We start from the raw sequence: 17,931 nt of genomic DNA on the forward strand, positions 1-17,931 counted from the left end.
CTGTGTTTAAGATGATTGAGCGGCGGCACTTAAGGTAAATAAGTCTTCTAGTTCGTTTGTCGATAGCTCTGTAATCCAGCTTTCGCTTTGGATAATTTGATCATTTAATGTTTGTTTTGTTTCGAGCATTTGATCGATTTTTTCCTCGATTGTGCCCGTTGTGATCATCTTATGGACGTGAACAAATCGTTTTTGTCCAATCCGATAAGCTCGGTCTGTCGCTTGGTTTTCCACAGCAGGATTCCACCATCTATCGTAGTGAATGACATGGTTTGCGGCGGTTAGGTTGAGTCCTGTTCCTCCTGCCTTTAAAGAGAGAATTAAGATGTTGAATTCTTTCTTCTGGAAGCGGTCCACCATTTTGTCCCGCTCTTGTTTTGAGAGGCTGCCATTTAAAAATTGGACCGGTTCTCCAAACATCTTTTCTGCCAGCTGCTTGATCATGTTGCCCATTTCAATATACTGCGTAAAAATGAGACAGCTTTCTCCTTGCTCATGTATCGCTTTTAACAGCTCTGCGAGTTTATCCATTTTTAACGAACGTTTCAGCAGTTTCACATCTGTTCCGCTCTCTTTTAAATAGAGCGCAGGGTGATCACAAATCTGTTTGAGTCTGCCAAGCATACTTAAAATAATGGCTTTTCGCTGCATCCCTGTTAATGATGCCATGTGTTCAAATGTATCCTTCACGAGCTGTTCATATAAAGACGCCTGCTCAGCGGAGAGCGGAATGAATTCTTTTTCTTCGAGTTTCTCAGGCAGGTTTAGGGCAACCTCTTCATCTTGTTTTGTTCGTCTTAATAAAAATGGTTTGATCAGCTGCTGCAGCTGTTCAATTCTTTTTTCTTCACGGTCTTTTTCAATCGGAAGGACGAACTTTTTATGGAAGCTGGTCAGGCTGCCGAGATATCCTTTGTTGACGAAGTCGAATATGGACCAAAGCTCTGTCAAACGGTTTTCCATTGGAGTCCCGCTGAGGGCAATGTGATGCTGTCCCTTGAGCTGTCTAATCGCTCTCGATTGTTTCGTATGGGCGTTCTTGATGTTTTGGGCTTCGTCTAAGCAAATGGTATTCCACTTTGCTGCCGTTAATTCATCACGATCAGAATGTGAGAGTCCGTAAGAAGTCAGGACAATATCTGTTGATTCGTATGCTTTTGTGAAGTTCTCTCCCTGTGGACGTGCTGGGCCGTAATGCAGGGCAACATTCAAATGTGGAGCGAATGTTTCGAGCTCTCGTTGCCAGTTTCCTAAAACAGAGGTCGGCGCAATGATGAGAGACGGAGCGGCATTTTGCTCCTGCTCCTTCAAATACGTGAAATATGCGATCATTTGAATCGTTTTTCCAAGGCCCATATCATCTGCTAAACAAGCCCCAAATCCATGAGATCTTAAAAATAAAAGCCAATTCACGCCATGCTGCTGATACGGACGCAGTGTGCCTTTGAAGGACTCACTCATTTCGTAAGAAGGCAGCTCGTGCGAATCATTTAATTGGTGGACAAGCCCTCTTAATTGCGATGAAAGTTCAAATTGAATATGGGCAAATGCTGAACTGTCTAGCAGTTCTGGAATCGATTCAGAGGAAGCTTCTTGATCTGCCAGTTCGCGTGACAAAATATCAGACATGTGAAGCCCTTCATTTTCGGCACGCTCCATCCACTTTTTCATTTGCTGAATGAAGGTCGGATCTATTTTGATCCATTGTCCTCGAATGTTGACAAGGCGTCGTTTGCTTTGGACAAGCTCGTTGAACTCATCTTCTGTCAGTTCAATGCCGTTTGTCGCAAAGCGCCAATTAAAGTCCATTAATGCGTCCATTCCGACATGCGATTCGCCTCGCGGTGTAGAAGAAATCCTTGCTTTTAACATCATCGTGCTGTCTTTAACAATTTGCCACCATGATGGGAGCAGAATCTCAATGCCCATATTGACAAGTGTTTCACTTGCTTCAGATAGGAAGAGCCATGCTTCTTCTTCTGACATAAGTGTGGTGCCAGATGTGAAAGAAAGCCAAGGGACGATTTGACTGAATCGTTCCAGCTCTCTTGAAATTTTATCTTGATACGGGTGCCAAGACCTTTTCAATGAACGAATGCCTTCAAAAAAGTGAAGGTCGCTGTTTTTCTTATCACGTAAAAACAATTCGATTTTCCAATCATCACCGTCAAAATCAGGCTCGTTTAAGCGCAAGCCGACAGTGAACGGCGTCTCGTCATCAATCCAGCCAATCGTCTCCAGGAAATCCTGCTCATCTAAAAAATGTCCTTGGAAGGATGAGAGCGCAGGCGATTGTGCAGTCATACGGTTCCATTTGTGCTGCAAGGCATCATCATACTGAATGTAATCCTGTACAGCAAAGGAGAACCAATCAGCCGTATAGCCATCTAATAGGCCTTCTTTGTCTTTAAATCGAAGTTCGCCTTTTTTCCACGCCTCGTAATCGGGAACGTAATCTTCGTCCTCGATGAATTCGTAAATGGTGGAGGCTGTCTTCATCAGTGGTTCCGTTTCATCCGTTAATGTCACATGACTAAACGTATTAAATGAATTTTTTCCTAGCAATTCAACGGTCATCCAAGGGCTTAACAGAAAGGCAGGAGTGCCAATAAAGCTCACATCTTCTAAAAATGTTCCGTAGAAAGAAGATTCGTGCCATTGGAAAAGCTGCCTCTTCATTTCATTAAGCGGAACAGGGTGTCCGTCCTCTGCTTGCGCTGAAATGGTGAAAGAGAAATCTTCAGTTTGTTCTGCATGAATGACAATTTGTTTATGGCGTGTCATCAATCAATTTTCCTTTCTTCATTTCCTCTTGGAACGCACGCAGCCGTTTTGTTGAATCTTGCAGCTGCTTTACATACCTTTCCCAGATCGCGGTTTTGTTCGTTTTATGATAAAGCGTGCGCAGTTTTTTCAGCATTTTTACAGACTCTCGATAAGCACTTCGATTCTTTTGATCGAGAAGCAGTGAGATTTCACGGTGGTACGATGGAATGAGGGCTTCCGGCTCCTCTTTTGCAATCTGTTTGATCAAATCCTTCTCCAGTTCACTAATGGAGAAACCAACAAGGCTGTGAATCTCAATCCATTCCGCATAACGCTGCTGTGCATACAAGAGCTGACTGTATTCTGTAAACGCATAGGGCATACAGATTTGGAGATAACGTTCATATAAATGATGATCCTTCGTCTGCTTAAAGTATGCATCTAAATAAAAGAAGAAATCACTGACAGCTCCCCGCAGTTCTCTGTAGGAAAGGTCGAGCTGGCAATATTCCTCTAATATATAGGTGATTTCATGATACCAGAGCTTGAGCCGCTTCCAGTCCTTTCGGTTTGTGAGATCCTTCAGCCAATTGAGCACATTTGGCAGCATATCCGCATTGAGCAGCTGTAATTGCTGAAAGAGGCTGTCGTCTTCTTTCAGTAAATAATCCATGTGCATCAGCCCGATGGTACGTTCAACCGTTTGTTCTTTCTTCTGGGCGTTCTTTAGTAATTCTGTTTCTTTTTTGACCCATTTCCCTCTATTTAATATGGTGCCCCAAATCTCCATAAAGACCGCTACTCGTTCATGCTGGAAAGGTCCATTGATTTGAAGAAGTGTGCGAACGGCAGTTGGTGTGTTTTCAAGAAACGGATCGAGGGAAAAGGAAAGGGCGTATGTCTTCAAATGATCCACTGAATCGAAAATGGTGTTCATGAGCTGTTCTACATAGGGATTCATGGAATAAAAGTCTTTTTCGGCATCAAGCCGGCCGAGGTCGACGAGTTCATGAAGCCTCAGCCATACATCGATCGACGTATGAATCGCATACAAGCTCTTGAATTCAGGTGAAGCAGGTGCGTGTTTTTTTAGGATCGATAAATAGCCGTAATATAAATGCTGCGGTGTTTGCTGGTGCTTCGGTGTCCGTTTCAGCCAGAGGTTAAATTCCTCTTGGAAAAAAGTCAGCCAGCTTTGGAGTGATTGTTCGTCTGGGCGCTTCACTTGGAAGTGCTGGCGAATCAGTTCTTTGCTGCGCTGTAATTCATCCTTTTCTGACCAATGTTCTGTAAATCCGGTCACACTCTCTACTTGAGCGTATAGCGAAAAGAAGACAGCGAGAATGTGTTTACAAAGTCCATCTGCTGGACATGAGCAGCTGCTTCTCACAGGAAACAGCACATGAAGGTGGACTCTTGCTGCCACGACATCATGTACATAAGCTGACCATTCGGTATCAGACTCTTGCTTGAGCCGATATACGCTGTCCTGTCTATAAGTAATCAATGCTTTTTTGATGAGTTGTTTGTTTTCATCTGTTGCAGGAAGAAGTTCTTTGATCTGTTCGGCTGTTTGTTTGATTTCTTCTTCGTTGATGTTGTGCTGAAGCATTTGATCCGCTCCTAACCAAGTAAAAGATTCCAATTCTTTTATTATAGCTCAATGGGGAATTATAAAAAAGTTTTTCATGAAAATGGTCATAAATTTCAAAAGCTGTCGAATGATGTATTAGAGTATTGCATAAACCAACCTTACAGCATATAATAATGAAATTAGTGGATTCGAAAGGATACAGACATGGATAATAAGGGTTTAAATCAAGAAGAGTTTTTAAAGATTTTGATGTACGCTCATGATATTGGTGAAAATTCAAATGATGTCACAACAAAAGAAATGCTTGAAAATCTGATTGCTCATATTCGAAATGGTCTTGTTTCATAAAAGTGACCCCCTGCTAGTGATGGCAGGGGGTTTTTGTATGCTTTTAAGAATGGAATGAAAGCTCCCGGCATACGATGTCATTACAAGCATAAGGAGTATGGGGAGCTGATGGTGTCATGAATATTGCGATTGCAGGCTGTGGGTATGTGGGACTTGTGACAGGTGTGTGTTTAGCGGAGGCAGGTCATGATGTGGCGTGTATTGATATTGACCGCCGAAAGGTCATGCAGCTGAAACAAGGAAAGCCCCCAATGTATGAGCCAGGGTTAAAAGAGCTATTGAAACGCAATCTTGCGCAGGGACGAATTCATTTTCACATAAATGGAGCGGAAGCCTACTCGCGGGCTGATGTGTTAATGATTGCAGTCGGCACCCCGCAGCAGGTAGATGGCCAAGCTGATTTACAGTATGTGTTTCAGGCTGCAAAAGAGATGGGCTTAAAAGCAAAGTCAGGGGCGATTCTTGTGGTGAAAAGTACAGTGCCTGTCGGAACGGGTGATCAAATCGATCAGTTGATCCATCAAGAATTAGGACGGAAGGAGCCACTAGCGATTGCATCTAACCCAGAATTTTTACGGGAAGGCTCTGCCATTTCAGATACATTGAGGGCGGATCGGCTAGTGATTGGAGCTGAAACAAAAGCCGTATTAGACCAGTTAGAGGAGATGTATGCTGATTTCCATCTTCCATTGGTGAAAACAGACCGTAAAAGTGCTGAAATGATCAAGTACGCATCAAATGCATTTCTTGCGACAAAAATCAGTTTTATGAATGAAATTGCTTCCATTTGTGAAAAAACTGGTGCTGATGTTGAATGGGTGGCGCAGGGAATGGGGCTTGATCAGCGGATTGGTTCTTCCTTTCTCAGAGCGGGCATTGGCTATGGAGGTTCTTGTTTTCCAAAGGATACAAATGCACTTGTCCAAATTGCAGGGCATGTGTCCCATGATTTTGAGCTGTTAAAGGCTGTCATCAAAGTAAATAATGAGCAGCGGGCGGGTTTTATCCAAAATATTCAGGAGCGGCTGGGGGCAGTTCTTGAAGGGAAGCGAATTGCGCTACTTGGTCTGTCCTTTAAACCGAATACAGATGATATGAGGGAGGCGCCATCTATTCCGATCGCTCATGAGCTCCATCAATTAGGTGCGGAGCTTGTGGCATATGATCCTGTTGCTGCCCGGCATGCAGCTCGCGAGCTGCCGGATCAAGTCTTATTTGCTCAAACGATTGAGGAAGCGATCAAGGATGCCGATGCGGTCTGTCTATTAACAGAGTGGGCGGATATTCAGTCGTTTCCACTCGCTTCCTATAAGAAATGGATGAAGCGGCCGCTTATTTTCGATGGACGAAACTGTCATACACTTGAAGCGGCAGAACAAGCAGGGATCGAGTATCATTCGATTGGGCGCAGATCAATTTCTCCAATTTATATGTAAAAGAAAACCGATAACAGTGAATGTTATCGGTTTTTATGAATGCGGCAGAATGAATCCGCCATATAAGAAAGCAGCCACAATAAGAAAGGCAGGGTGCAGCTTGAATTTGGTCATCAAGAAAAAGGAGATCGCAGCAATGGCGAGCGATTGCGTCCAGCCGATGGCTTTCACAGCATCTCCGCCGATTTCCCATGTTAATAAAAGCATCATCATCGCAATGACAGGCTGAACGGATAAGGTCATGCCTTTTACGACGGGAGATTGACGAAAGCGGTCAATCAGTTTGAGCAATAAAATCAGCCCAACAGCGGATGGCAGGACAGTTGCAAGCAGTGCCACGATAAAGCCTGGCCAGCCCATGACGTCATAGCCGACATATGCTGCAATCTTCGTAGCGATTGGCCCCGGCAGTGCATTGGCTAAAGCCAGCATATTGGAGAATCCTTCGTTCGTCATCCAATGAAAATGATTGACGATTTCTTCATAATTGAGCGGGATGGATGCAGGGCCACCGCCATATCCTAATAGATTGGATAAAAAGAATGCCCAGAATAAAAAGAGAATCAGCATCATGAAGACACTCCTTTCTCTTTATTTGGCCGATTCCAGCGATTTTTCAGTTTAAAATGAAAGGCGCCATAAAGTAAAAAGATCATGACAATAATTCCTGGATGAATGGACAGCACTTGCAGCCCAATAAAGGCAAGAAGGAATAGAGCGACCCCGAAGATCATGCCGAAGCCTTTCAGCGCTTTTTGTCCAAACTCATATGCCATGATACCTAAAAGAACAGCAATGACTGGGGTCACAGCGCCAATCATATTTTGAATGATTTGTGAGGAGCTTAAGACGCTGACAAGTGTGACAAGGGCTACCATGGCGAGACATGTTGGTAAAATATGAGCAGCTGTGGCGACAATTGCGCCAGATACGCCCTTTAATCGATAGCCGAGGTATGCTGACATTTTTGTTGCGATCGGGCCTGGTAATGCATTGGCGATGGCGAGTGTTTCTCCGAATTCGTCATCGTTGATCCATTGGTATTTCACCACCGCTTCATGGCGAATAAGCGGTATCACGGAAGGGCCTCCGCCAAAACCGAGAATACCGGTTCGCACCATAGCGATAATGAGTTCGATATATGATTGCAAGTGGTTCAACTCCTGTCTACAATTTCATGCCCATGCGGCTTTTGTATCGTTTAATGAGCATTTGGCAGTCCACACTGACAACGCCTTCTAGCGGGTATAGCTTTTTTGTCAGGAAAGTCTCCATTTCCTGTTCATGTTGAAAAATGCCATGCATATGCAGCTTGCTTGGTCCTGTCATGTGATAAAGGCTTGTGACAGCCGTTTCCTTTTCAAGCTGAAGGGCAACCGCTTCTAAAAATTTCGGCTCTACCTCTACATTAAAGAAGACAGAGACATGAATGCCGACCTTCGCGGGGTTAATTACAGCGGTGAATCGTTCAATGACCCCTGCTTCAACGAGCTGCTGAATGCGGGCTTGTACGGCAACACGTGACAGACCGACCTGTTTGCCGAGATCTGTATAAGACATGCGCCCGTCCTCGTGTAATAGGGATAAAATTTGTTTATCTCTTTCGTCTAATGTTAGGTTTGGAATGCTATAGTCTTTTGACACCGTATAACCACCTTTCTTCTGTTGATATTCTATCATATTTATTACGAATAGAATGGATGAATTATCATTTGCTATCGAAACGAAAACATTGTATGCAAGAAATTATCTTTATGCATAAAAAAACACCCCGATCTCATCGGGGTGTTTTCATTTATTGATCCGGACTGCTTTCTGCACTTGCAATTTGCTGTGCAAGGTCAGCTCTATCAATGTCTGCTTGGAAGAATTCCTGCGTATTTGGCAGATGTAAATTCATATGGCGTTTTTGAGAAATGCGGATGGTGACTTGATCAACGGTGTAATCAAATACGTGTCCGCCAACACTTCGATCTTCATCAATAAAATGAAGATGATATCCACTCACCGCAATACCGTGTGCGTATTGCGGTGTACGGAAGCCTGCGATCGTACCTTGAATATCCTCAAAGTCAAAAATAGGCTGAGACTTGACTGCTTCTACCATCGGAACGTAAGGTTTTTCCTGTTTTTCAACCGTACGTGTTTGAACCTTTTTGAATGATCCATCAATGCGGACCGCATAAAAGATATTTTTACTTGGTAAAATGCGATCGATTTCTTCTTCAAGTTCTTTGGACGTCATAGGTGCATCAATTCGATGAACGATATCTGTTTCAAAGAATGCTAGAGAGCAGAAAGGTGAATAATCTTGATTGGTGACCGGTGTCGCTGTTCCATCCGAGCGCAGCCGGTAGAATGCGCCGTCAAAGCCGATCAGCTCTCCATCTAATTGATTGAATGTACCGATGCCAAAATCACCGTGTTCAGGAATATGTGCGAGGGAGAAATCTCCATCATATACGGCTTCCAGCAGGGAGGTCATTGTCGATACTTGATAGACCTCTTGCTGTTTGTCATGCTGTCTTGTGTCATTCTGTTGATTCATTGGGTGCATCATACCCATAACCGCTCACTCCTTTAATGTAATGTATCGAAGTCTTATCTGACGTTCATTGCATGTTTTTTGCGAAAGACTTCTGGCCATTTTTGACTGGCGAGGTCAGGGTTGTCTTGATAGTCAATCGGAATATCAATAATCACAGGTCCTTCTATGTTTATACCCTTTTGAAGGACGGTTGAAAGCTCCTCAGGTGAGTTGACTCTTAGTCCAGTCGCTCCAAAGCTTTCCGCATATTTCACTAAATCGATCTGCCCGAATTCAACGCAGGATGTACGCTCATATTTCATTTCCTGCTGGAACGCGACCATGTCGTATGTGCTGTCGTTCCAAACAAGGTGAACGAGGTTTGTTTTCTTGCGGACAGCTGTTTCTAACTCCATTGCGGAGAAGAGAAAACCGCCATCACCTGAGACCGAGATAATCTTTTCATCTGGATTCATGATAGAAGCCGCAATTGCCCATGGTAATGCGACGCCTAATGTTTGCATGCCGTTACTTACCAGGAATGAATTCGGTTCATAGACGCGGAAGTGACGGGACATCCAAATCGCGTGAGATCCGATATCACACGTGACCTTCGTGTCATCAGGAATCAGACGTCTCAATGTATGAATGACATCCAGAGGGTGAGATCGATGACTTTCTCTTTCTGGTGTCTTTTCGATGTCGCTTAATAGTTCCTGTAATTCAGTGACGAATTCTATGTTCTCTTTGCTTAGAGAAAGGGGAACACTGTCATGCGCTAGATGTTTGACGGTTTCAGAAATATTGCCTACAAGCTCAAGCGCTGGCTCATAAAAATGGTCAATATCTGCCTGCATGTCATCAACATGGATGATCTGACGCTGCTGCGGCTGAAGATTCCAAAGCTTCGGATCATATTCGATTGGATCAAAGCCAATGGTCAAAAGGACATCTGCATGTTCAATGAGAAGGTCACCCGGCTGATTACGGAATAAGCCGATTCTGCCTACATATTGAGACTCGAGCTCTCTTGAGAGAACGCCGGCTCCTTGGTACGTTTCAACAAATGGGATACCAAGTGTTTTTAATAATGCTCTTGTGGCATTTGCAGCAGCTGGACGACTAGCTTTCATTCCCACAATCGCAATAGGTAAGTGTGCATTTTGAATTTTGGCGATAGCCGAACTGATGAGAGCATCTGGTGCAGGACCTAATTCTGGAGAAGGGTGAGCAGACACTGGTGTTTGTGTGGTGTGTTCTGTCACGACATCTTGTGGAAAGCTGATAAATGCTGCTCCAGCCTGCCCTTTTTGTGCCGCGCGAAAAGCATTCGTTAACGCTTCTGGTATATTATGAACGTCTTGTACTTCAACGCTATATTTTGTGACTGGTTTGAATAATGCCGCATTGTCGAGTGATTGATGTGTTCGTTTCAGACGATCTGCACGAATGACGTTTCCGGCGATTGCGACAACAGGATCACCTTCTGTATTGGCTGTTAATAGACCTGTTGCTAAATTAGATGCACCAGGACCTGATGTGACAAGACAAACACCTGGTTTGCCGGTTAAACGTCCAACAGCAGCTGCCATAAAGGCTGCATTTTGTTCGTGTCTGCATAGGACAAGCTCTGGACCTCTGTCTTTTAATACATCAAATACAGCGTCAATTTTTGCACCTGGAATCGCAAAAACATGGGTCACACCTTGAGCAATCAGCGTATCAACAATCAACTCTGCTCCTCGTCTTGTTAGGGGTTGTGCTTGAGATTTCATTTACCCCGCACTCCTTTCGGCAAGTAAAATTTTTTATGAAAATATATTTTCATGATATGATTTACTATACATTTCATAAAATAAATTTTCCAATATATGTTTAACGTGGTTTTGATATGTTTCACGAATAAGTGTGTGAGGAGTGAAAGGATGGAACTGAGACATTTGCAGTATTTTGTCACAGTAGCGGAGGAGCTGCATTTTGGCAGAGCAGCCGCGCGGTTGAATATGACACAGCCTCCACTTAGTCAGCAAATTAAGCAGTTTGAGGAAGAATTGGGTTTTCCTTTATTTCACCGGTCGAAGCGGGTAGTGGAGCTAACAGCAGCTGGAAAGGTCTTTTTACATGAGGTTCGGGGAGTGCTGCAGCAGCTTGATAAAGCCGTTGATCATGCCCGTCATACAGCAAGAGGAGAGCTGGGGAAAATCATCATAGGTTTTGTTGGAACGGCGACGTATGATATTCTGCCGCCTGTTGTACGTGAATTCAGGGAGCTGTATCCTTCTGTCAGTATTGAGCTGCAGCAGCTTTCTGTTCCGCAGCAGCTAGAGGCACTTTTAAATGGTGAGATTGATATCGGTTTTTTACATCCTACACCGCCGCATGAAGAATTAGTGAGTCGTTTGATGAAGCAAAGTGAATGTATTTTTGCGATTCCAAAAAATCATCGATTGGCTCAACAAGAGACGGTCACGATTGAAGATATCCGGCATGAACCAATTATTTCTTTATCACAGGAATCATGGCCGTCTCTTTATCAGCACTTTGTCCTGCTATGTGAAAAGTACGGGTTTTCTCCAAATATCGTGCAGGAAGCGGCGGAATATCAAATGATCATTGGCCTCGTCACAGCAGGGATCGGTATTGCAGTGATTCCAAAATCAGCCCGGCGTTTATTTAATCTGGATGTTGTATATCGAGCCATTGAGGATGAACAGCTTCTGGCGGAATGGACGATTTCCTATAGACGGGAAAATCATAATCCTGCTTTATTTCATCTTGTTCACCATATCCTGCATCGCACCGAGCTGGAATAAGAGGTGTAGGGAACGGTTATGGTATGATGTCGTTACATTAAAAGGAGGCGTACCTGAATTGATTACATTGCAAATGGATCAGCTGTCACGAAAAGAGGCATATAAATTATTATCTGGTTCTATCGTTCCAAGACCGATAGCGTTTATTACAAGTCTGTCTAAAGAAGATGTTGTCAATGCCGCACCATTTAGTTTCTTTAATGTCATCAGCGGACACCCGCCGCTCATTGCGGTTTCTATCGGACGACGTGATGGTCAGATGAAAGATACTGCGCAGCATATCATTGACAGGGAAGAGTTTGTCGTCCATGTGAGTGATGAAGACATGATAGAAGATATTAATGAAACAGCTGCTACATTGCCTCGGGAAGAGAGTGAGCTGGATCGCACCGGACTTCATCAAGTAGAGAGTCATGTCATTTCAGTGCCGGGAATCAAGGAAGCGCGCATTCGTTTTGAATGTCAGCTGGAAAAACATCTGACCTTTCAAAATGATGAAGGGGAGATCACAGTTGATCATATCATTGGCCGGGTTGTATGTGCACATTTAGATGAGGGTGTTTATGATGCAGAAAAAGGCTATGTTTCTACTAATGAACTGAAACCAGTCGCTCGCCTAGCAGGTAATGATTATGCCCATTTAGGCATGTCATTTGTGCTGAAAAGACCACAGTAATAGGAAAACCCCTGAGGGAAATCGGGGGTTTTCTGTTTATTTCTTCTGTTCTAGTTTGAGTGGAGCTGCAATGTTCTTTTGTACCTTTTTCCCTTTTAATACATCGTTTGCAGCACCGACTGCCAGTTGACCGATCAGCTCTGGCTGCTGCGCAACCGTTGCAGAGAGCTTTCCTGCTTTAATTGAGCTGAGTGCATCTTCGTTGCCGTCAAAGCCAACGACAAGAATGTCTTTTCCAGAACTTTGAATCGCTTCTAGTGCGCCAAGTGCCATTTCATCATTGTGGGCAAAAACGGCTTTGATGTCAGGGTTTCCTTGAAGGAGGTTTTCCATGACATTCAGTCCTTTTGTCCGGTCGAAGTCAGCAGCTTGTTTTGCTGTCACTTTTAGATCTTTATCCGCTATTTGATGGAATCCTTTTCCACGCTCACGTGTAGCTGAAGCGCCTGGTACGCCTTCTAATTCAGCGACTTTTGCTCCTTTGCCAACCTTGTCAATGATAAATTTAGCTGCCATTTCTCCGCCTTTGACGTTATCTGAGGCGACAAGTGCTTCTACCTTTCCACTTTCGGCTGAGCGGTCTAATGTGATGACAGGTATATCAGAAGCGTTTGCTGATTCGACAGCGGTTGATATGGCAGATGAATCCGCTGGGTTGATGAGCAATGCGTCGACGCCTTGCTGAATAAGGTCTTCTACATCACTTGTTTGTTTAGCTGAATCATTTTGTGCATCTGCAATCACGACTTCAATGCCTAGCTTTTTCGCTTCTTTTGTCACACCGTTTTTCAGAGAAACGAAGAATGGGTTATTTAACGTCGAGATCGACAGCCCAATTTTGATGTCTTTTTTCTTGCCATCCTTTGATGACTTGGCCCACTCCGGCGGTTCAAGTGAGCAGGCAGAAAGCATGAACAATGAGAGAGTCAGGATGAGAATAAGATATTTTTTCATAGCGGCTGCCTCCTTAAGCAGATTTCTTTCTGTCTAATAGGACTGCAATCAAGATGACAATCCCTTTCACAACAGATTGATAGAATGATGAAACGCCAAGTAAGTTCATACCATTGTTCAGGACACCGATAATGAGCACCCCGATGAGTGTGCCGACAATTCTTCCTCTTCCGCCGGACAGGCTTGTCCCGCCAAGTACGACGGCAGCAATGGCATCAAGCTCATAGGACGTACCAGCTGTTGGCTGCGCTGAATTTAGGCGAGATGTTAAGATCGCACCTGCTAAGGCAGACATGAAGCCTGCTAATGAATAGATCATAATTTTCACGCGTGGTACTTTGATTCCTGAGATGAGAGCCGCTTTTTCATTCCCGCCGATGGCATATGTTCTTCTGCCGAAAGGTGTTTTATGAAGCAGTACCCAAAGTACGATAAAGGTGAGAAGCATCGTAATCGCTGGAACAGGAATGCCTAAGAAATATCCGCGGCCGAATAACTGAAAGGCATAGTTAGAGCCAAGCCCAGTAATCGGGTTTCCGTCTGTATAAACGAGTGTCAAACCTCTGAAAATCGTCATCGTGGCAAGCGTTGCGATAAAAGGAGCCATTTTTCCTTTTGTAATTAAAAGACCGTTGATCATCCCAAGAACGGCACCGATGATACAGCCGACGATAATGGCTAAAATCGGATCCATGCCAGAAACGATAAAGCCGGCAGTCAGGGCACTGGACAGTGCAAGAATAGCACCGACTGATAAATCAATACCTCCAGTTAAAATAACAAACGTCATGCCAAAGGCAATGAGGGCATTAATGGAGATTTGTCTCAGTAAGTTTAAGATGTTTAATGGCTCTAAAAAGGCCGGGTTTAAAATAGAAACAATGGCGACAAGGATGATGAGTCCTAAGAATGGCCCAAGCTTTTGCATGATGTGATCAAATCGTCCATTTGAAGTAAGTGGTTTCATGTTACTTCCCTCCTGTAGCTAGTGTCATAATTCGTTCCTGCGTTGCTTCTGCTTTGTCTAATTCTCCGCTGATGGTTCCTTCATGAATGACGAGCACCCGGTCGCTCATCCCGAGTATCTCTGGGAGTTCAGAGGAGACCATTAAAATGGCAACACCTCGATCAGTCAGCTCATTCATTAACTGATAGATTTCTCGTTTCGCTCCGACGTCGACACCTCGTGTCGGTTCATCTAAAATCAAGACCTTCGGCTGTATGCCGATCCATTTGGCGATGACGACTTTTTGCTGATTTCCACCAGACAGGCTTCGGGCAGAGATGTCAGAGGAAGCCGTTTTAATCGTCAGTCGTTTGATGAGAAGGTCGACAAAATCCTGTTCTGTTTTCTTATCAATCAATCCCTTTGGAGAGAAGCTTTTTAAGTTTGGCAGACCGATGTTTTCTCGGATGGATGCATCAAGCATCAATCCTTCATCCTTGCGATCCTCTGTGATAAAGCCGATGCCGAGCTTGACGGCATCACTTGGTTTTTTAATAACAGCCTTTTTTCCATGAACCCATATTTCTCCTTGATCAAGAGGATCAAGACCAAACAGCGACCGCATCATTTCGGTTCGGCCAGCACCCATTAAGCCTGCAACACCAACGATTTCTCCAGCTTTAACTGAGAAGCTGATATCTTGAAATTGTCCTTTTCTCGTTGCTTGTTTCACCTCAAGGACAATGTCTCCTGTAGAAGGCGTTCGCTCAGGATATCGATCTGTCAATTCACGGCCGACCATTTTTTTGACGACTTCATGGAAATTCGTTTCAGGTATGGCCTTCGTATCGACCGTTTTCCCATCACGCATGATCGTAATCCGGTCACAGATGGCGAAGATTTCCTCCATACGGTGAGAAATATAGACAATGGAAACGCCTTCTTTTTTGAGAGATTCAATGACCTGGAAGAGCTTCTCGATTTCCCGTTCCGTAAGAGCTGCTGTCGGCTCATCCATGATGATGACCTTTGCATCGGTCATTAATGCTTTTGCAATCTCAATCATCTGTTTTTGTCCAACAGAACAGCTGCCTGCCTCTTGTTCAAGTGAGAGATTCACAGACAAACGGTCCAGCTGCGTTTGGGCGAGGGTCTTCATTTTCTTAGTATCTAGCAGTCCGAGTTTCGTATAGATTTCTTTCCCGATGAATAGATTCTCCAAGACGGTCATATCCGGCCATATGTTGAGCTCCTGATGAATGAAGGCGATACCGTGCTGCTCCGCTTCCTTCGGATTTTTGAAAGCGGTTTCTTTTCCGTCGATTTGTATCGTTCCTTGATCTAAAGAATAAAGACCTGTAAGCAGATTCATTAAAGTTGATTTTCCCGCACCATTTTCACCCATGAGTGCGTGGACTTCACCTGTGACGAGGTCAAAGGAGACCCCGGAGAGAACGGTGTTTTTTCCAAAAGCCTTATGGATGTTATGCATCTCTATGTTCATATCTGGCTCCTCCTTTTAAAAGATGACACCGGCATGAAGAATGCAGTTTGCGTATGGGGTGGCTTCACCCGTTCGAATGACTGCTTTTGCCTGTTTGGTCATGTCTTTGAACGTCTCGTGGTCTACTTCATGTAACGATTTTGAGAGCGCTTTCTTAAGAAATAAATGATCTCGTTCATTGGCTTCTTTGATTTCACTAGCTACAGTGATGTTTTCAACGGCCATTTCCTGAAGAAGGAGGGAGGTGACCTCCTGAAAGGATGGTGTGCCGATTGATAATGCTAGGTCAATTTTGACTGGACCTTCTGGGATAGGAAGACCACAGTCTGCGATGACGATTGTATCTGTGTGGCCAAGGTCAGCAAGCACCTTGGCGATATGGCTGTTTAGGATGCCGTTTTTTTTCATTTCTTTTTCTCCAATTCTTCTCTTGTTGGCATGCCGCCTTGTGCGCCAAACTTTGTGACGGACATTGATGCTGCAAGGTTGGCAAAGGCAAGTGCGTCATAGAGGGATTTGCCTTCTGTTAGAGCGACAGCCAAGGCTCCGTTAAAGGTATCGCCAGCTCCTGTTGTATCGACTGCTTCGACAGGAACGCCTGGAACCAACACGTCTTTCGTTCCATCAAAATATCGAACCCCATTTTTTCCTTCTGTGACTAGTAATTTGTTAGGGTATTGACGCAAGGCATCTCTGGTTGGCAGACCATCAAACATCAGAACAGCTTCATGTTCATTCGGTGTAATGTAAGCAGCCTGATCTAAAACCTGCTTCGATACTTTACGGGCTGGTGCAGGGTTTAAAATGACAGGGATTTCTTTTTCACTGCAAATGGCGCAGACCGCTTCGACCGTTTCTTCAGGTATTTCCTGCTGGATGAGAACCATCCCAATATCATCAATTGTAGAAAGAGCAGTACTTACATAGTCAGGAGTAACCTCGTCATTTGCCCCTTTGACCACTACAATGCTGTTATCACCTTCTGCTAAAATGATATGAGCTGTGCCGCTCTCCATTTCGGTAACCGGTTTCATACATGAGGTACGGACACCTTGTGCTTGTAAATTGCTGAGAATATCATGGCCATAAGCGTCATCACCAACTCGGCCGACCATATATACATCTGCACCGAGTCTGGCGCTTGCGACTGCCTGATTGGCACCTTTCCCGCCTGGGACCGTTTTAAACGATTCGCCTAAAACCGTTTCACCGGCATTTGGCCGTTTATCTGAAGTGACGACTAAATCCATTGAACAGCTTCCTACTACAACAATATGACTCATTGTGAATCCACCTTTCTTGTGGTCTCTCGTTCAATAAAAGAGACGGGCATTTGAATAACTGGTTGATCTATCGGTTGTTTCTGAATCGCTTTGATTAACAGCTGTGCCGCTTCTTTTCCCATCTCATAGGCGGGCTGCCTTATGGTCGATAAGGAAGGGAAGAGCAGCTCACTTTGCGGAATATCATCAAATCCAATGATTTGAACGTCTCCTGGAATCGCTTTTCCGATTCGAAGCGCTTCATGGATGACCGCTGTTGCGACGATATCATTGCTGGCAATGATCCCATCTGTTTCAGGGTACAGCTGGAAAAGGGCCTTGGCACTTTTTCGGGCTTCTTGAAAGGAAAAGGAAGCATTAGACATCACATGAAAGTCGACACCTGTTTCCGTGAGAACATCGAGTGCGCCTTTGAATCGCTGCCGCGCTGTTTGCAGATGGGCAGGTCCTTTTAACAGTGTGATCTGCCGGCTACCGCGTCTGATTAATTCCATTGCCGCCATTTTCCCGCCAGCTGCAGCATCTGCAAAAACAGAAGGTGCATGTGGAACTGTTCGATCTAAAAACACAACAGGCAGATCATCATCATTGTATATATCTGACTCAGGTTCATTTGTGACCGCGATGACACCGACAACTTGATTTTGTTTAAAGGTTTGCAAGTATGCCATTTCTTTCTCTCGATCTTCATCACTGTTTCCGAATAATAACCGAAAACCGTGCGCATGAATCTCATCCTCAACGCCTCTAGCAAGCTGAGGAAAGAAGGGGTTTGTGATATCAGGCAAGATTAAGCCGATTAAGCGTGATTCTCTTTTGAAAAGGGATCTAGCCACTTCATTGGGAAAGTAGTTCAACTCCTGCATCGCTTGCGTCACGCGGGTTTTCGTATCTGAATGAACATATCCAGTATCATTGAGCACGCGTGAAACAGTGGCAACAGACACTTGTGCAGCTTTTGCGACATCTTTAATTGTAGCCAATGGAGAGCCTCCCTTCATGAATGTGTAACCGTTTACACACATAGATTATCACGAAAGCATCGAAATGACAATCTAAAAAAAATAAAAAAAGAAAAGAAAGA

Annotated in this window: 17 protein-coding genes; 4 read left to right on the forward strand and 13 right to left on the reverse strand. The window is 44.3% G+C overall.

The features are described from left to right. Positions 1-6: 6 nt before the first annotated feature. Together EV579_RS11675 and EV579_RS11680 are read right to left on the reverse strand one after the other, a co-directional pair. Positions 7-2,784, reverse strand: a complete 2,778-nt coding sequence (locus EV579_RS11675) for a DEAD/DEAH box helicase (protein ID WP_133744479.1) — start codon at positions 2,782-2,784, stop codon at positions 7-9. Beyond that, a complete protein-coding gene (locus EV579_RS11680) occupies positions 2,771-4,378 on the reverse strand; it encodes an SWIM zinc finger family protein (protein WP_133744480.1) in 1,608 nt (535 codons plus the stop codon). The genes EV579_RS11675 and EV579_RS11680 overlap by 14 nt, the downstream gene beginning before the upstream one ends. Positions 4,379-4,564: 186 nt before the next feature. Here EV579_RS11680 and EV579_RS19000 point away from each other — a divergent pair, with 186 nt between their 5' ends. Then, entirely contained in the window at positions 4,565-4,708 is a 144-nt protein-coding gene (locus tag EV579_RS19000; protein ID WP_003214884.1) for a YwzD family small protein, read from the forward strand. A gap of 116 nt (positions 4,709-4,824) precedes the next feature. Further along, positions 4,825-6,144: a UDP-glucose dehydrogenase family protein gene (locus EV579_RS11685; protein ID WP_133744481.1), complete on the forward strand. Its 1,320-nt coding sequence runs from the start codon at positions 4,825-4,827 to the stop codon at positions 6,142-6,144. 33 nt (positions 6,145-6,177) lie between these two features. Here the strand turns inward: EV579_RS11685 and chrA are convergent, their stop codons facing one another. The 5 genes from chrA to alsS form a co-directional block, all read right to left on the reverse strand. Continuing rightward, positions 6,178-6,714 (reverse strand): chromate efflux transporter ChrA, encoded by a 537-nt coding sequence (gene chrA / locus EV579_RS11690; RefSeq protein ID WP_024423686.1) that lies wholly within the window; start codon positions 6,712-6,714, stop codon positions 6,178-6,180. Beyond that, a complete protein-coding gene (gene chrB, locus EV579_RS11695; RefSeq protein WP_122631650.1) occupies positions 6,714-7,295 on the reverse strand; it encodes a chromate efflux transporter ChrB in 582 nt (193 codons plus the stop codon). Before chrB ends, chrA begins: the two co-directional genes overlap by 1 nt. A 16-nt stretch (positions 7,296-7,311) precedes the next feature. Then, positions 7,312-7,788 carry a chromate efflux transcriptional regulator ChrS gene (chrS, locus tag EV579_RS11700; protein ID WP_024423684.1) on the reverse strand — a complete coding sequence of 159 codons (477 nt, stop codon included), beginning with the start codon at positions 7,786-7,788 and terminating at the stop codon, positions 7,312-7,314. A gap of 151 nt (positions 7,789-7,939) precedes the next feature. Then, positions 7,940-8,710, reverse strand: a complete 771-nt coding sequence (budA, locus tag EV579_RS11705) for an acetolactate decarboxylase (RefSeq protein WP_024423683.1) — start codon at positions 8,708-8,710, stop codon at positions 7,940-7,942. Positions 8,711-8,745: 35 nt separating this feature from the next. Then, entirely contained in the window at positions 8,746-10,446 is a 1,701-nt protein-coding gene (gene alsS / locus EV579_RS11710) for an acetolactate synthase AlsS (protein WP_133744482.1), read from the reverse strand. A gap of 150 nt (positions 10,447-10,596) precedes the next feature. Here alsS and alsR point away from each other — a divergent pair, with 150 nt between their 5' ends. Then, the gene (alsR, locus tag EV579_RS11715; protein ID WP_133744483.1) at positions 10,597-11,484 is read left to right on the forward strand and encodes an acetoin biosynthesis transcriptional regulator AlsR; all 888 of its coding nucleotides are present in this window, start codon (positions 10,597-10,599) and stop codon (positions 11,482-11,484) included. Positions 11,485-11,542: 58 nt separating this feature from the next. Next, on the forward strand, positions 11,543-12,160 hold the full coding sequence (locus EV579_RS11720) for a flavin reductase family protein (protein WP_081372103.1): 618 nt from the start codon (positions 11,543-11,545) through the stop codon (positions 12,158-12,160). A gap of 36 nt (positions 12,161-12,196) precedes the next feature. Here EV579_RS11720 and rbsB read toward each other — a convergent pair whose 3' ends face one another. Genes rbsB through EV579_RS11750 form a run of 6 tightly spaced genes read right to left on the reverse strand, consistent with a single transcriptional unit; the run spans position 12,197 to position 17,830 of the window. Continuing rightward, on the reverse strand, positions 12,197-13,114 hold the full coding sequence (gene rbsB / locus EV579_RS11725) for a ribose ABC transporter substrate-binding protein RbsB (RefSeq protein ID WP_024423679.1): 918 nt from the start codon (positions 13,112-13,114) through the stop codon (positions 12,197-12,199). A gap of 13 nt (positions 13,115-13,127) precedes the next feature. Further along, on the reverse strand, positions 13,128-14,081 hold the full coding sequence (gene rbsC, locus EV579_RS11730; RefSeq protein WP_024423678.1) for a ribose ABC transporter permease RbsC: 954 nt from the start codon (positions 14,079-14,081) through the stop codon (positions 13,128-13,130). Position 14,082: 1 nt separating this feature from the next. After that, positions 14,083-15,564 carry a sugar ABC transporter ATP-binding protein gene (locus EV579_RS11735; RefSeq protein ID WP_056765604.1) on the reverse strand — a complete coding sequence of 494 codons (1,482 nt, stop codon included), beginning with the start codon at positions 15,562-15,564 and terminating at the stop codon, positions 14,083-14,085. Positions 15,565-15,579: 15 nt separating this feature from the next. Continuing rightward, entirely contained in the window at positions 15,580-15,972 is a 393-nt protein-coding gene (gene rbsD / locus EV579_RS11740) for a D-ribose pyranase (RefSeq protein ID WP_034281179.1), read from the reverse strand. After that, positions 15,969-16,847, reverse strand: coding sequence for a ribokinase (gene rbsK / locus EV579_RS11745; RefSeq protein WP_073207668.1), 879 nt, complete (start codon positions 16,845-16,847; stop codon positions 15,969-15,971). Before rbsK ends, rbsD begins: the two co-directional genes overlap by 4 nt. Next, the gene (locus EV579_RS11750) at positions 16,844-17,830 is read right to left on the reverse strand and encodes a LacI family DNA-binding transcriptional regulator (protein ID WP_024423674.1); all 987 of its coding nucleotides are present in this window, start codon (positions 17,828-17,830) and stop codon (positions 16,844-16,846) included. Before EV579_RS11750 ends, rbsK begins: the two co-directional genes overlap by 4 nt. Positions 17,831-17,931 lie beyond the last annotated feature (101 nt).

The organism is Bacillus sp. BK450 (genome assembly GCF_004364885.1).
GTDB lineage: Bacteria > Bacillota > Bacilli > Bacillales > Bacillaceae > Bacillus > Bacillus safensis.